Genomic DNA, 14,101 nt, shown 5'->3' on the forward strand with positions numbered 1-14,101 from the left:
GCCCCCGGTGCGGCGGGGCTGCTTCGCCACGCCGCCGCTCGCGACTGCCTCCGGTGGCCGCCCCGGTCGTCGGCACATCCGTCGGCCGCCGCTCGCCGCAGGGCGTCCGTCCCCGCAGGCGCGGGCCCGGGTCAGGCCGCTCCCAGCTCCTCGGCCATCGCCGCACGCAGACGCAGGGTCGTCACCAGGCGCTGGAAGGACTCCGCCCAGTAGCCCCCGGCTCCCGGCGACGCGTTCTCCGGTTCGTCGGGTACGGCCAGCAGCGCGTCGAGCCGGGAGGCCTCGGACGGGTCGAGGCAGCGCTCCGCCAGGCCCATGACCCCGCTGAAACTCCATGGATAGCTCCCTGCGTCCCGAGCGATGTTCAGCGCGTCCACCACGGCCCGCCCCAGCGGCGCCGCCCACGGCACCGCGCACACCCCGAGCAGTTGGAAGGCCTCGGACAGGCCGTGCGCGGCGATGAAGCCGGCCACCCACTCGGCCCGTTCGGCGGCGCCCAGCGTGCCGAGCAGCTTGGCGCGTTCGGACAGGGACACCGCGCCCGGACCACCCGCCTCCGGTGCCGACGGATCGCCGAGCAGCGCGCGTGACCACGCGGCGTCCCGCTGGCGCACCGCCGCCCGGCACCACGCCGCGTGCAGCTCGCCCTGCCAGCCGTCCGCCACCGGCAGCGCCACGATCTCCCAGGGCGGGCGCCCACCGAGCCGCCGCGACCACGTGCCGAGCGGTGCCGCCTCCACCAGCTGACCGAGCCACCAGGACCGTTCGCCGCGCCCCGCGGGGGCCTTCGCCACGACGCCGTCGCGTTCCATGCCCGGATCGCACTCGTGCGGCGCCTCGACGGCGATCGTCGGAGCGGTCCGCGGGGTCCCCCCGGGTATGTCGTCCCGGGCCCCGGTCCCTCGCGGCGGGGCGGAGCGCATGTGGTCGATGGCGACGCACGCCTCCGCCCTGGCCGCCATCCGCGCGGCGAGGGCCGAACCGGGCAGGGCCGACAGCAGTTCCGCGGCCGTCGCCCGGACATTGCGGCTGCGATCGGCCAGGGCCTGTTCCAGGAACGGCTCGTCGTCCGGGCCGAGGCCCTCGCGCAGCGAGTCGAGGAACATCAGCCGGTCCTCGGCCCGTTCCGTCCCCCACGTCGTCGCGAGCAGGTCGCGTGCTGCGGCCGGGGTGCGAGAACGCAGCGCGGACAGCAGGGCGACACGTTCGGCGAACAGGCCCTCCTGCCACAACTGCCGGACGCCGCCTTCGTCCTGGAGGTGCGGCAGGGCCGCTCCGCCACCCGGGGCCGCGCGCAGCGCGAACCGCCAGTCGGGGTTCAGCCGGGCCAGCCACAGGGCTCGCGGCCCCGCGAACTCCAGCGCCGCCGGACGCAGGTCGGTACGCCCCCGGGCCGCGTCCAGCAACGCCGGAAGCACCTGCGGAGGCGGTGCGAAACCACGGGCGTTCGCCACCGCGAGCCACTGCGGCAGCAGCTCCGTCAGATCCGGCGCGGCCCCCCGCCGGCCGCCGCCGGACGGGCCGGGGCGGTCGGCCAGCAGCATGGCGAGCCTGCGGGCGGCCGCCGGCGGCAGCTCCGGACGAGCATCCTCCGGAGCTGCCTGAAGACGCTCGGCCGCGGGCGCCGGGCGCAGACCGGCCCGTCGTCGTACGGTCTCCACGGCCGCCGCGTCCAGCAGGGCCAGGGGTGCTTCCGGGCCCGGCGCGGTGCCCGGCGGGGTGCGCCGGTCGGTGCCCAGCAGCGCGGTGGTGACGAGCCCCTCCCAGACGTCCGCGCCGGGCGCGTCCACAGGAGCGGAGGTCCTGGTCATGAGGTTCCTTTCCGCGGGGCGCCCGGTAGTTGAAGGCTCGCCCTTACCGGTTGTCCCGTGATGCCTGAAAAATGCGTGGACCCAGTGGACCCATGGGAAGGGTGGGGCCGGCCGACGTGCCGTGGGCGGGGCCGCTGCCGCCGGTTCAGCACAGCACGACCGCGTCGCCCGGGCCCTCGGGCCAGGCCGTCAGCGGCGTGAAGCCCTGGTGGCCGCACTCGCCGAAGACTCTGACCGGAGCCCCGCCCGACAGGGCGACGAGCCGCCACAGGCCCGGCCGGGAGCGCGCGGCGGGAGTGAGCGGCAACGCCGCGTCCTCGTCGGCGTCCGTCAGTTGCCAGGAGTCGCCGTCCGGCGTGGGAACGACCCGGTCCAGCGTCACCGGGACGGACTCCAGCCACGGGTCCTCGCGCAGGGCGTCGCCGTAGCGGGCCGCCGCCCGGGCCGTGGTCGTCCCCGGCGGACGTGTCACCGTGGGTGCGGGTGGAGTGAACTGCTCGCACAGGGCCACCCGCGGTTGCCCGGCGCCCGGGTACGCGGACACCTCGGCCTCCAGACTCAGGCCCACCGGCAGCGCCAGATCGGGGGCGCGGCCGGCCGCGCCGTAGGAGAGGAGCAGCACGGTGCGGTGCGAGTCGGCGCCGTGCAGCCAGATCCGGCGGGTCGTCAGGCGCGGGTCCGTCGTGTCGTACTGGGCGAGGACCAGCCAGCGGTCGCGCAGCGGCGGGCCGTCCGCGGAGGCCGGGAGGCCCATACGGGAGCGGACCGTGGCGGCGAGGCCGGCCGGGAGCCGCTCGCGGCGCAGCCAGCCCCGCCCCAGGAGATGCAGCAGCGCGCACTCCTCCAGCAGCCGCACCGGCCAACCCGGACCGGTCGACGGAATCGCCCCCAACTCCCGCACCCGTCCCGCCAGTCCCTGCGCCTGGGCGTCGACCATCCGGGCCGCCGTCTCCTCCCAGAGGCCGTACCCCGACTGCTCCGCGGTCGCCAGACCGCCGCGCAGCAGGTCGACCAGGCGCTGCTCCAGCTCCACCGCGCCCGCCGAGACCCGCTCGGCCCGGCGCTCCGCGCGCCGTCGCGCCGCCTCGGGATCAGCGGACCCGTACGGGGCACCGGAACCGGCACCGGCCTTCTTCGCCTCCGCGCGCTCGCGCCGCCCCGCGGTCCACTGCGCGGCCCATTCCGGGGCCTGCCCCGGCGGCACCGCCGCGTCGTCGGCGGCCCAGAGCAGCAGCAGCCCCAGCGCGTGCTTGCACGGAAACTTGCGGCTCGGACAACTGCACGAGTACGCGGGACCCGCGGCGTCCGCGATGTCCACGACCGTTTGATACGGCTTGCTCCCGCTGCCCTTGCACAGCCCCCACACCGTCCCCTCGTCGGAACTCCCCGCCTCGGACCACGGCCCCGCCGCGCCGAGTTTGCTTCCCGCTTTGCGTGATGCGGCGTCAGGCGCCAGTGCCAGCACCTGGTCCGCGGTCCAGCGCACCCCCTGCTGAGTCATGCCACCGAAGGTAGATCCCACCACTGACAATCGGGTCCGCCAGCGGCTTGGGCAGGGCGTTTCCGCAGGTCGGAACGCATTGTCAGTGGTGTGGTGCAACGTTGGCGACAGATCCGAACCGGCCGAGCTGGAGGGGGACTTTGCCATGACCGTGTCCGTGGAGCCGACGTCCGTCGAAGCGGGGGAGACGACACCGACCCAGGCGTTGCGACCGCACGCCGAGGACGCCTTCGCCCATGAACTCGCCGCGCTGGCCGCCCAGGACGACCGGCCGCGCCCGGCCCGCTGGAAGCTGTCGCCCTGGGCCGTCGCGACGTACCTGCTCGGCGGCACCCTGCCGGACGGCACGGTGATCAGTCCCAAGTACGTCGGCCCGCGCCGCCTCGTCGAGGTCGCGGTCACCACGCTCGCCACCGACCGCGCCCTGCTCCTGCTCGGCGTCCCGGGCACGGCGAAGACCTGGGTGTCCGAGCACCTGGCCGCAGCCGTCAGCGGCGACTCCACGCTGCTGGTGCAGGGCACCGCCGGCACCCCGGAGGAGGCCATCCGCTACGGCTGGAACTACGCGCAGCTGCTCGCCCACGGCCCGAGCCGCGACGCCCTCGTGCCCAGCCCCGTCATGCGGGCCATGGCCGACGGCATGACGGCCCGCATCGAGGAACTGACGCGTATCCCGGCCGACGTGCAGGACACGCTGATCACGATCCTGTCGGAGAAGACGCTGCCGATACCGGAACTGGGCCAGGAGGTGCAGGCGGTCCGCGGATTCAACCTGATCGCCACGGCCAACGACCGCGACCGCGGCGTCAACGACCTGTCCAGCGCCCTGCGCCGCCGCTTCAACACGGTCGTGCTGCCGCTGCCGGAGAGCCCCGAGGCCGAGGTCGACATCGTCGCGCGGCGCGTCGACCAGATCGGCCGCTCCCTCGACCTGCCGGCCGCCCCCGACGGGCTCGACGAGATCCGCCGGGTCGTCACGGTCTTCCGCGAGCTGCGCGACGGGGTCACCGCCGACGGTCGGACCAAGCTCAAGTCGCCCAGCGGCACGCTGTCCACGGCCGAGGCGATCTCCGTCGTCACCAACGGGCTCGCCCTGGCGGCCCACTTCGGCGACGGCGTGCTGCGGCCGGGCGACGTAGCCGCGGGCATCCTCGGCGCGGTGGTCCGCGACCCGGCGGCGGACCGGGTCATCTGGCAGGAGTACCTGGAGACGGTGGTCCGCGAGCGTGACGGCTGGAAGGACTTCTACCGGGCCTGCCGCGAGGTGAGCGTGTGAGCGACGCGGGGCGGTGGCCCCGGGTGACGGGACGGCGGCCGCCCGCGGGATCGGGCGGGGACGTGCGGGACGGGAGGGGGATGAAGTGACCGGTGTGGAACAGACGGCGGGCCGGGCGGCCGGGGCGGGGCCGGTGCTGCTCGGGGTGCGGCATCACGGACCGGGGTCGGCGCGGGCGGTGCGGGCGGCGCTGGAGGAGGTCCGGCCGCGGGTTGTGCTGATCGAGGGGCCGCCCGAGGCCGACGCCCTGATCCCGATCGCCGCCGACGAGGAGATGCGGCCGCCGGTCGCCCTGCTCGCCCACGCCGTGGACGAGCCCGGCCGCTCGGCGTTCTGGCCGCTGGCCGGGTTCTCCCCGGAGTGGATCGCCCTCCGCTGGGCCCTGGAGCACCACGTCCCGGCCCGCTTCATCGACCTGCCGGCCACGCACACGCTGGCCTGGGGGAGACAGGAGGACGAAGCGGGAACAGAGGGCGAACGTCCGCCGCCCGCCGGGACGGCGCCGGACGGGGACACCGGTCCCGGCTCCGCCGAGCTCCGGATCGATCCGCTCGGCGTGCTCGCCGACGCCGCCGGCTACGACGACCCGGAGCGGTGGTGGGAGGACGTCGTGGAGCACCGGGGCGCGGGGGAGGGCGACGCGCTCGCGCCGTTCACCGCGCTGGAGGAGGCCATGGGTGCGCTGCGGGAGACCTACGGCAGCGGGGGCCACGACCGGGACCTGGTGCGGGAGGCGTACATGCGGCTTCAGGTGCGCGCCGCACAGCGGGAGTTCGAGCACGGCGTGGCGGTGGTCTGCGGGGCCTGGCACGTGCCCGCACTGCGGCAGAAGACCACCGTCGCCGCCGACAAGGCGCTGTTGAAGGGGCTGCCCAAGGTCAAGACGGACATGACCTGGGTGCCGTGGACCCACCGCCGGCTCGCCCGGACCAGCGGGTACGGAGCCGGCATCGACTCACCGGGCTGGTACGGACACCTGTTCGGCGCCCCGGACCGGCCGGTGGAGCGGTGGCTGACCAAGGTGGCGGGGCTGCTGCGCGCCGAGGACCGGATCGTCTCCTCCGCGCACGTCATCGAGGCGGTGCGGCTGGCCGAGACGCTCGCCGCGATGCGCGGCCGTCCGCTGCCCGGCCTGAGCGAGACGACCGACGCCGTGCGGGCGGTGATGTGCGAGGGTTCGGACGTACCGCTGGCACTCATCCGGGACCGACTGGTCGTGGGGGACGTGCTGGGGGAAGTGCCGCCGTCGGCACCGGCCGTGCCGTTGCAGCGGGACCTCACCCGGCTGCAACGCCGGCTGCGGCTGAAGCCGGAGGCGCTGGAGCGGGAGCTGGAGCTCGACCTGCGCAAGGAGAACGACGCCGCCCGCAGCAGGCTGCTGCACCGGCTGCGACTGCTCGGCATCGCGTGGGGCGAACCGGCCGCATCGCGGGGCAGCACCGGCACGTTCCGGGAGACATGGCGGCTGCGCTGGGAGCCCGAACTGTCCGTGCGCGTCGCCGAGGCCGGCGTGTGGGGGACGACCGTCCTGTCCGCCGCGACCGCCAAGGCCGAAGCGGACGCCGTCGGCGCGGAAGGCCTCGCCGGCGTCACCGGGCTCGCCGAGCGCTGCCTGCTGGCCGAACTGCCCGACGCGCTCCCCACGGTGATGCGGGTCCTCGCCGACCGCGCGGCCCTCGACACGGACGTCGGCCATCTCGCCCAGGCGCTCCCGGCCCTGGTCCGCTCCCTGCGCTACGGAGACGTGCGCGGCACGGACACCGGAGCTCTGGCGGAGGTCGCCGCGGGCCTGGCCGAGCGGGTCTTCGTCGGTCTCCCCCCGGCCTGCGCCGCCCTCGACGCGGACGCCGCCGAGGAGATGCGGGGCCACGTGGACGCGGTGCACGGGGCCGTGGCCCTGCTGGGCGACGCCCCCGCGGCGGGGCACGGCCGGCTGAGAGGCCGTTGGCAGTCCGTGCTGCGGGTGCTGTCCGGGCGGGACACCGTGCCGGGGGTCGTCCGGGGGCGGGCCGTCCGGCTGCTGCTCGACGACGGGCAACTGGCCCAGGACGAGGCGGCACTGCTGATGGGACTCGTCCTGTCACCGGGCACACCGCCGGCGGACGCGGCCGCGTGGGTCGAGGGCTTCGTCGGAGGCGGTTCCGGGGGCGGAATGCTCCTGGTGCACGACGAGCGGCTGCTCGGACTGGTCGACGCGTGGCTGACCGGGGTTCCGGCCGAGGCCTTCACGGACGTACTGCCCCTGCTGCGGCGGACGTTCTCGGCGTACGAGCCCGGAGTGCGCCGGACCCTCGGCGAACTGGTCCGGCGCGGAGCGGGAACCGGGTGCGGCGCGACAGCCGCCGGTACCGCGACGCCCGGCTTCGCGGCCGACTTCGACATCGAGCGTGCCGACGCGGTGCTGCCGGTCGTGCGGCTGCTGCTCGGGCTGGACGACATGGACGAGAACACCGACGACAACCTGGCGGGGGTGACGGGATGACGACCGAGGCACTGAGGGAGCGGACGACGGCACCGGAAACGGGAGCCACCGTGACGGGCGGGCCCCGGGCGGAAAGGCGGCCATCGACGACCGTGCCGGTGATCCCGCTGTGGGAACGGCCTCGTAGGGGAGGGCGGGCATGACGTCCGGGACGACGGACCCGGCGCAGGAGCGGCTGCGGCGCTGGCGGCTCGTCCTCGGGGGCGACGCGGCGGACGGCACCGGCTGCGCGCTGTCGGGGCAGGACGCGGCGATGGACGGAGCGCTCACCGCGCTCTACGGCAGGAAGGACGGCAGGTCACAGGGGGGCCGGGAGCGTGCGGCGGGGCTCGGGGCATCGGCACCGTCCGTGGCGCGCTGGCTGGGGGACATCCGGACGTACTTCCCCTCCTCCGTCGTGCAGGTCATGCAGCGCGACGCCATCGACCGGCTCGGTCTCGCCACGCTGCTGCTGGAACCGGAGATGCTGGAGGCGGTCGAGGCCGACGTGCACCTCGTCGGCACGCTGCTGTCGCTCAACAAGGCGATGCCGGAGACGACGAAGGAGACGGCCCGGGCCGTCGTGCGCAAGGTCGTCGAGGACCTGGAGAAGCGGCTCGCCACCCGCACCCGGGCCACCCTCACCGGCGCCCTCGACCGCAGCGCCCGGATCAACCGGCCCCGCCACCACGACATCGACTGGAACCGCACCATCGCGGCCAACCTCAAGCACTACCTGCCCGAGTACCGAACGATCGTGCCGGAGCGGCTCATCGGGTTCGGGCGGGCTGCCCAGTCCACCAAGAAGGAGGTCATCCTCTGTATCGACCAGTCGGGATCCATGGCGGCATCGGTTGTGTACGCATCGGTGTTCGGGGCGGTGCTCGCCTCGATGCGGACGATCTCCACGCGACTCGTCGTCTTCGACACGGCGGTCGTCGATCTCACGGACCAGCTGGACGACCCGGTCGACGTGCTGTTCGGCACGCAGCTCGGTGGTGGCACGGACATCAACCGGGCGCTCGCGTACTGCCAGTCGCAGATCACCCGGCCCGCGGAGACGGTGGTCGTGCTGATCAGCGACCTCTACGAGGGCGGCATCCGCAACGAGATGCTCAAGCGGGTGTCCGCGATGAAGGCGTCGGGCGTGCAGTTCGTGACACTGCTGGCGCTCTCGGACGAAGGGGCACCGGCGTACGACCGGGAGCACGCGGCCGCGCTCGCGGCGTTGGGGGCGCCGGCGTTCGCCTGCACGCCCGATCTGTTCCCGGAGGTGATGGCGGCGGCGATCGAGAAGCGGCCGTTGCCGATACCCGATGCGGCGTGACGGGTGCTGCGTGATCTGCCCGGCGTGATCTGCCCTGCGTGAGGGGGCAGATGGCGATTTGTCGATGGGTCGTCGTCCGGCTTGTGGCAGCAAAAGGGACATGACGGCCCATCGATTAGCAAGGGCTTGCGCAACCTCCGCACTCCCGTGCGAGGATCGGCGCCTGCTCGGCCGTGCGGAGTGCCGGCCGGGCGGTACCGCTTCCGTCGCACGGGAGGAAGCTTCCCCTCTTGAGCTGTTCAGCCGCCCTGCCCGGAGCCGCGTTGCGCACGCTGCGCACGGCGGCCGGGCGGCGTGCGCTTCAAGTGGCGCTGCTGGTGGGTGGGTTGCTGGTCGTCGGACTGCTGTGGGGGGAGCAGGCCCATGCGGAGACCGGTGTGGACGGTGTGGGGGAGCGGGCGCGGCCGGAGGGCCGGGCCGGTGAGGTCGTCAGCGGCCAGAGGTTCGTTCGGGCGGCGGGTGAGGCGGGGGGATCTGAGCGCCGGGGGCCGGTAGACGCGCAGGTGGGGGGGTCGCTGTCGCCGTCATCGTCGTCCCCGCGGAGGCAGTCGCCGGAGCGGGCGTCGCAGGTGGAGCGTCCGGAGCTGCCCGGGCCGACGTCGCACAGGGGGGTGCCGGACAGGGTTGTGCCGGATCTCCCGGCCGTTTCGGACCTCCTGGCGGTTTCAGACCTTCCGGCCGCAGCCGACTCGCCGGGGGTGTCGGGCGCACCTGTGCTGCCGTCCTCGCTGGGGGTGTCGGGCGCACCGGTGCTGCCGTCCTCGCCGGGGGTGTCGGGCGCACCTAGGTTGCCGTCCTGGCCGGAGGTGTCGGGCGCACGGGCGCTGCCGTCCTCGCTGGGGGTGTCGGGCGCACCTGTGCTGCCGTCCTCGCTGGGGGTGTCGGGCGCACGGGCGCTTCCGTCCTGGCCGGGAGTGCCGGACGCACCGGTGCTTCCCTCCTCCCCGCAGCTACCGCACGCACCGGCGCTGCCCACCTTGCCCGGGCTGCCCGAGTCACCCGTGCTGCCGGACCTGCACGACCTGCCGGACCTCTCGGACCTGCCCGACCTGCCCCCCCCCCCCGGCGACCCCGACGTCGAGCTCCCGGGAGCACCCGCTTCCCCCGCTCTACCTACCCCGCTCGCTCCCCCCGCCTTCCCCCCCCCGCTCGCTCCCCCCGTCTTCCCCACCCCCGCCACGGCCGACCGCCAGCCGGGCAGGATATCGGCGCCGGCCTCGGGAACGGTGGTGTCCGCGGACGAAGCCGCCCCCTCGCGACAGGCCGGGAGACCGACCCCCGCACACCCGAGGGCCCACGGCGTCCACGCCTCCCACCTCAGATCCGCCCACACCCTGAGCCGCGCAGATCGCCTCGGCCGCCCCAGCCGTCCGAGCCACACCGGCCACCCCGGCCGCCACGGATCGTCGCCGCAGGCGGGACGTACCCCGGCCGCCGGTCACTCGCCCGGCGGTCGTCCCGACGGCGTGCTCGGCAACCGGTCCCTGGCCGACAGCGGCTCGTCGCGGCACGGCGAGGTCCACGCCGTCACCCCGAGCCCCTGGGCGCCGCTCACGCTCGTGTCCGGTGCGGGGGCCCGCACTTCCGGGGCCGGTACCCGGTCCGGTCATCGGGACATCGCCCTCTTCCCCGGCTAGCACGGACGGCCGTCGAGGGCTCCCCGCCACAAGCCTCCGGGAGTTCCTCGCGCGACCGGCCCCGCCCGGGGTGCCCCGCGGCACCCCTCCCGCTCCCAGTGCTTCACGAGGCGTCACGCCCGGACGGCCGAAAGCCGTCGGTGGTCCGAGGCCGTAAACCTCGTGGATGGGTCGGGCGGCCCCCATTGGGGTGGGGGCCGCCCGACCAGGCGCCCCGGAGAGCCAGGCCCTGAACAGGGCCTTCGTGCTCCCTCCGGGGTGTCCGGCGGGCCTCACCGGGTCAGCCCCATCCCGGTGAGGCCCCTCACCCGCTCCTCACATCCGGCACGCCGTGCCAGAGAGCGCGGCATCATGTGACAGGTATCACCGCTCAGGTGTGACCCTCGATTTAGAGGCCCCCCGCAAGCAGCGATAACCTGCGAGACGGACATGCCGCGCGCTCGGACACCGTGTGCGCCTCCCTTGTGACAGACAGCGGACGTCACGTTGCCCTCGCGGCACGCCCACGCAGACAACGAACCGCGAGATCACTGATAGGGACGGAAGCGCGTGGACCTGTTCGAGTACCAGGCGAGGGACCTCTTCGCCAAGCACGATGTACCGGTGCTGGCCGGTGAAGTCATCGACACGCCTGAGGCGGCCCGCGCAGCCACCGAGCGCCTCGGTGGCAAGTCCGTCGTCAAGGCCCAGGTGAAGGTCGGCGGCCGTGGCAAGGCCGGCGGCGTCAAGCTCGCCGCCACCCCCGACGAGGCGGTCGAGCACGCGACCAACATCCTCGGCATGGACATCAAGGGCCACACGGTCCACAAGGTGATGATCGCCGAGACGGCCCCGGAGATCCTGGAGGAGTACTACGTCTCCTTCCTCCTGGACCGTGCCAACCGCACCTTCCTCTCCATCGCGTCCGTCGAGGGCGGCGTGGAGATCGAGGAGGTGGCGGCCACCCGTCCGGAGGCCGTTGCCAAGACGCCGATCGACGCCAACGAGGGTGTCACCGAGGCCAAGGCCCGCGAGATCGTCGCGGCCGCCAAGTTCCCGGCCGAGGTCGCCGACAAGGTCGTGAACGTCCTGGTCAAGCTGTGGGACACCTTCATCAAGGAGGACGCCCTCCTGGTCGAGGTCAACCCGCTGGCCAAGGTCGCCTCCGGTGAGGTCATCGCCCTGGACGGCAAGGTCTCCCTGGACGAGAACGCCGAGTTCCGTCAGCCGGAGCACGAGGCCCTCCAGGACAAGGCCGCGGCCAACCCGCTCGAGGCCGCCGCCAAGGAGAAGAACCTCAACTACGTCAAGCTCGACGGCGAGGTCGGCATCATCGGCAACGGCGCGGGCCTCGTCATGAGCACCCTGGACGTCGTCGCGTACGCCGGTGAGGCGCACGGCGGCGTGAAGCCGGCCAACTTCCTCGACATCGGTGGTGGCGCCTCCGCCGCCGTCATGGCGAACGGCCTGGAGATCATCCTCGGCGACCCGGACGTCAAGTCCGTCTTCGTCAACGTCTTCGGTGGCATCACCGCCTGTGACGAGGTCGCCAACGGCATCGTCCAGGCGCTGCAGCTGCTCAAGGACAAGGGCGAGGACGTCACCAAGCCCCTGGTCGTCCGTCTGGACGGCAACAACGCGGAGCTCGGGCGCAAGATCCTCTCCGACGCCAACCACCCGCTGGTTCAGCGCGTGGACACCATGGACGGAGCGGCCGACAAGGCCGCCGAGCTCGCGGCTGCGAAGTAAGGGACGAGGGACTAAACAGCCATGGCTATCTTCCTCAACAAGGACAGCAAGGTCATCGTCCAGGGCATGACCGGTGCCACGGGCATGAAGCACACCAAGCTCATGCTGGCCGACGGCACGAACATCGTCGGTGGCGTGAACCCCCGCAAGGCGGGCACGTCCGTCGACATCGACGGCAACGACATCCCGGTGTTCGGCACGGTCGCCGAGGCGATCGAGAAGACGGGCGCCAACGTGTCCGTCCTCTTCGTCCCGCCGGCCTTCGCCAAGGCCGCCGTCGTCGAGGCCATCGACGCCGAGATCCCGCTCGCGGTCGTCATCACCGAGGGCATCGCGGTCCACGACTCGGCCGCGTTCTACGCGTACGCCGTGTCCAAGGGCAACAAGACCCGCATCATCGGCCCGAACTGCCCCGGCCTCATCACGCCGGGCCAGTCCAACGCCGGCATCATCCCGGGCGACATCACCAAGCCGGGCCGCATCGGCCTGGTGTCGAAGTCCGGCACGCTGACGTACCAGATGATGTACGAGCTGCGGGACATCGGCTTCTCCTCCGCCGTCGGCATCGGTGGCGACCCGGTCATCGGGACGACCCACATCGACGCCCTCGCCGCGTTCGAGGCCGACCCCGACACCGACCTGATCGTCATGATCGGTGAGATCGGCGGCGACGCCGAGGAGCGGGCCGCGGCCTTCATCAAGGAGAACGTGAAGAAGCCGGTCGTCGGCTACGTCGCGGGCTTCACCGCGCCCGAGGGCAAGACCATGGGCCACGCCGGCGCCATCGTCTCCGGCTCCTCCGGCACCGCCGCCGCGAAGAAGGAGGCCTTGGAGGCCGCCGGCGTCAAGGTCGGCAAGACGCCGACCGAGACGGCCAAGCTGGCCCGCGCCATCCTCGCCGGCTGAGCATCGCCGCACGGCTCACAGGTGGGCCCGCTCCCTGCACGGGGGGCGGGCCCACCGCCCGTTTCCACCGCCCGTTTCCACCGCCCGTTTCCACGGCCCTCTCCCGGAGGCCGGAGGCCGGAGGTCGGCGTCACCACGGCTGGGGCAGCAGTCGGTCCGGCCCTCGCTGCTCCTCCTTGCGCAGCTTCGCCCGCAGCTCCCGCTCCGACTCCGACAGCGGCCCGGGCGCCATCCGCGGCGGTACGCCCTGGATCGTCTCCCCCTCGGGCACCGGCGGCTCGTAGTGCGTCGGGGCCGTGCGCACGGTGAGGGCCGTCGTGCCGATCAGGGCGACCGTGAAGGCGATGGCGGCCCGGGTCCAGAAGCGGGCCCGGCGTTCCCCGCTCTTCCGCACGACCGACGGTTTGGCGGCCCGAAGCCGTTCGACGGAGGCCAGTTCGACCAGCCGCCAGTGCAGTGTCTCCGGGTCCGCCAGCTCCGGCAGCCGCTCGGCGACCGCCTCACGCGCGTGCGCCAGCCGGTTCACGGCCGCGCGGGTGCTCGCCTCCGTCTCCGCCGCCGTCTCGGGCAGGCCGAGCCCGACCCCGTCGTAGAGCACCAGGGTGCGGCGGTAGGACGGCGGGAGCTTCAGCAGGGAATCCAGCAGCGCGCGGTCGAACGCGTCGGGCGGCGGCGGCTCGGGGTGCCGGTAGCGCGGCCGGAACCGGTGCCACGGGGAGAGCGCGCACTCGTACGCCATCGCGCGCACCCAGCCCGCCGGGTCGCGGTCCCGGGCCACCTCGGGCCAGCGCTGCCAGGCGATCTGGAAGGCCCGCTCCACCGATTCCCGGGCCAGTTCACGGCGGCCGGTCAGCAGATAGGTCTGCCGGACGAGGGCGGGGGCGCAGAAGGCGTAGAGCGCGTCGAAGGCCTGATCGGGGGTCAGGGCGGCGATGGCGTCGTCCGGCCGGCGCGGGGGCGTCGTCCGCGGGCGTTCGGTGAGGATGACGCGGTGCCCGTGCGGGACGGGGGTGCGGCTTCGGTCGGGGACGGTCACGGGGCCGTGGCCCCGGTCCTTCGCGGCGGGTCGTTTCCGGTCGGGGGTGGCGGTCTTGCGCCGGGCGCGCGCGGCTCTGCGCGTGAGGACCGCCCCGGGTGCCGGTTCCGGGTCGTCGGAGTCGGCGGCGCTGTTCCGATCAGGCGTCGTTCCCGCCTCGTCGCCGAGCGAGTCGAGTGAGTCGGGCGATTCGCGCGATGTGAGTGATTCGAGCAGCTTCGCGTACTTCTCCCCCTTGCGGCCGCGCGGTGTGGAGCGGCCGGTCTCCCACCCGCGCACCGTCTCGCTGGTGACGCCCACCCGGGCGGCCAGCTGAGCCCGCGTCAACGCGGCGGCCTCGCGCAGGCGTCGGCGCTCCTTGGGCGGCGGGAGCGGGATGGCAGGGCTCTGCGTCACAGGGCACGCCTCCGTCCGGAAA

8 protein-coding genes are annotated in these 14,101 nt (G+C 73.9%); 5 read left to right on the forward strand and 3 right to left on the reverse strand.

The annotated features are described in order from the left end of the window. Positions 1–131 precede the first annotated feature (131 nt). Together A4E84_RS24840 and A4E84_RS24845 are read right to left on the reverse strand one after the other, a co-directional pair. The gene (locus tag A4E84_RS24840; protein ID WP_062928666.1) at positions 132–1,811 is read right to left on the reverse strand and encodes a DUF5691 domain-containing protein; all 1,680 of its coding nucleotides are present in this window, start codon (positions 1,809–1,811) and stop codon (positions 132–134) included. Between the two features lie 145 nt (positions 1,812–1,956). Beyond that, complete coding sequence (locus A4E84_RS24845) at positions 1,957–3,312, reverse strand: SWIM zinc finger family protein (protein WP_062928667.1); 1,356 nt, start codon at positions 3,310–3,312, stop codon at positions 1,957–1,959. 145 nt (positions 3,313–3,457) lie between these two features. Between A4E84_RS24845 and A4E84_RS24850 the strand changes: the two genes are divergently transcribed. The 5 genes from A4E84_RS24850 to sucD all read left to right on the forward strand — a co-directional run bounded on the left by A4E84_RS24850 (position 3,458) and on the right by sucD (position 12,647). Next, the gene (locus A4E84_RS24850; RefSeq protein ID WP_062928668.1) at positions 3,458–4,588 is read left to right on the forward strand and encodes an ATP-binding protein; all 1,131 of its coding nucleotides are present in this window, start codon (positions 3,458–3,460) and stop codon (positions 4,586–4,588) included. Between the two features lie 85 nt (positions 4,589–4,673). Then, positions 4,674–7,070, forward strand: a complete 2,397-nt coding sequence (locus A4E84_RS24855; protein WP_062928669.1) for a DUF5682 family protein — start codon at positions 4,674–4,676, stop codon at positions 7,068–7,070. A 139-nt stretch (positions 7,071–7,209) separates the two neighbouring features. Further along, on the forward strand, positions 7,210–8,376 hold the full coding sequence (locus tag A4E84_RS24860; RefSeq protein ID WP_062928670.1) for a VWA domain-containing protein: 1,167 nt from the start codon (positions 7,210–7,212) through the stop codon (positions 8,374–8,376). A 2,186-nt stretch (positions 8,377–10,562) separates the two neighbouring features. Continuing rightward, positions 10,563–11,741 (forward strand): ADP-forming succinate--CoA ligase subunit beta, encoded by a 1,179-nt coding sequence (gene sucC / locus A4E84_RS24865; protein WP_062928671.1) that lies wholly within the window; start codon positions 10,563–10,565, stop codon positions 11,739–11,741. A 21-nt stretch (positions 11,742–11,762) separates the two neighbouring features. After that, positions 11,763–12,647 carry a succinate--CoA ligase subunit alpha gene (gene sucD / locus A4E84_RS24870; RefSeq protein WP_062928672.1) on the forward strand — a complete coding sequence of 295 codons (885 nt, stop codon included), beginning with the start codon at positions 11,763–11,765 and terminating at the stop codon, positions 12,645–12,647. Between the two features lie 130 nt (positions 12,648–12,777). On the opposite strand, the gene A4E84_RS24875 is transcribed toward sucD, so the two are convergent. After that, complete coding sequence (locus A4E84_RS24875; protein ID WP_062928673.1) at positions 12,778–14,079, reverse strand: helix-turn-helix domain-containing protein; 1,302 nt, start codon at positions 14,077–14,079, stop codon at positions 12,778–12,780. Positions 14,080–14,101 lie beyond the last annotated feature (22 nt).

Origin of the sequence: Streptomyces qaidamensis, assembly GCF_001611795.1 — a bacterium.
GTDB classification, from domain to species: Bacteria; Actinomycetota; Actinomycetes; order Streptomycetales; family Streptomycetaceae; genus Streptomyces; species Streptomyces qaidamensis.

Coding starts and splice junctions, on each gene's coding strand:
- A4E84_RS24860 (WP_062928670.1), top strand. CDS start 7,210: ATGACGTCCGGGACGACGGACCCGGCGCAGGAGCGGCTGCGGCGCTGG.
- A4E84_RS24845 (WP_062928667.1), bottom strand. CDS start 3,312: ATGACTCAGCAGGGGGTGCGCTGGACCGCGGACCAGGTGCTGGCACTG.
- A4E84_RS24850 (WP_062928668.1), top strand. CDS start 3,458: ATGACCGTGTCCGTGGAGCCGACGTCCGTCGAAGCGGGGGAGACGACA.
- sucD (WP_062928672.1), top strand. CDS start 11,763: ATGGCTATCTTCCTCAACAAGGACAGCAAGGTCATCGTCCAGGGCATG.
- A4E84_RS24840 (WP_062928666.1), bottom strand. CDS start 1,811: ATGACCAGGACCTCCGCTCCTGTGGACGCGCCCGGCGCGGACGTCTGG.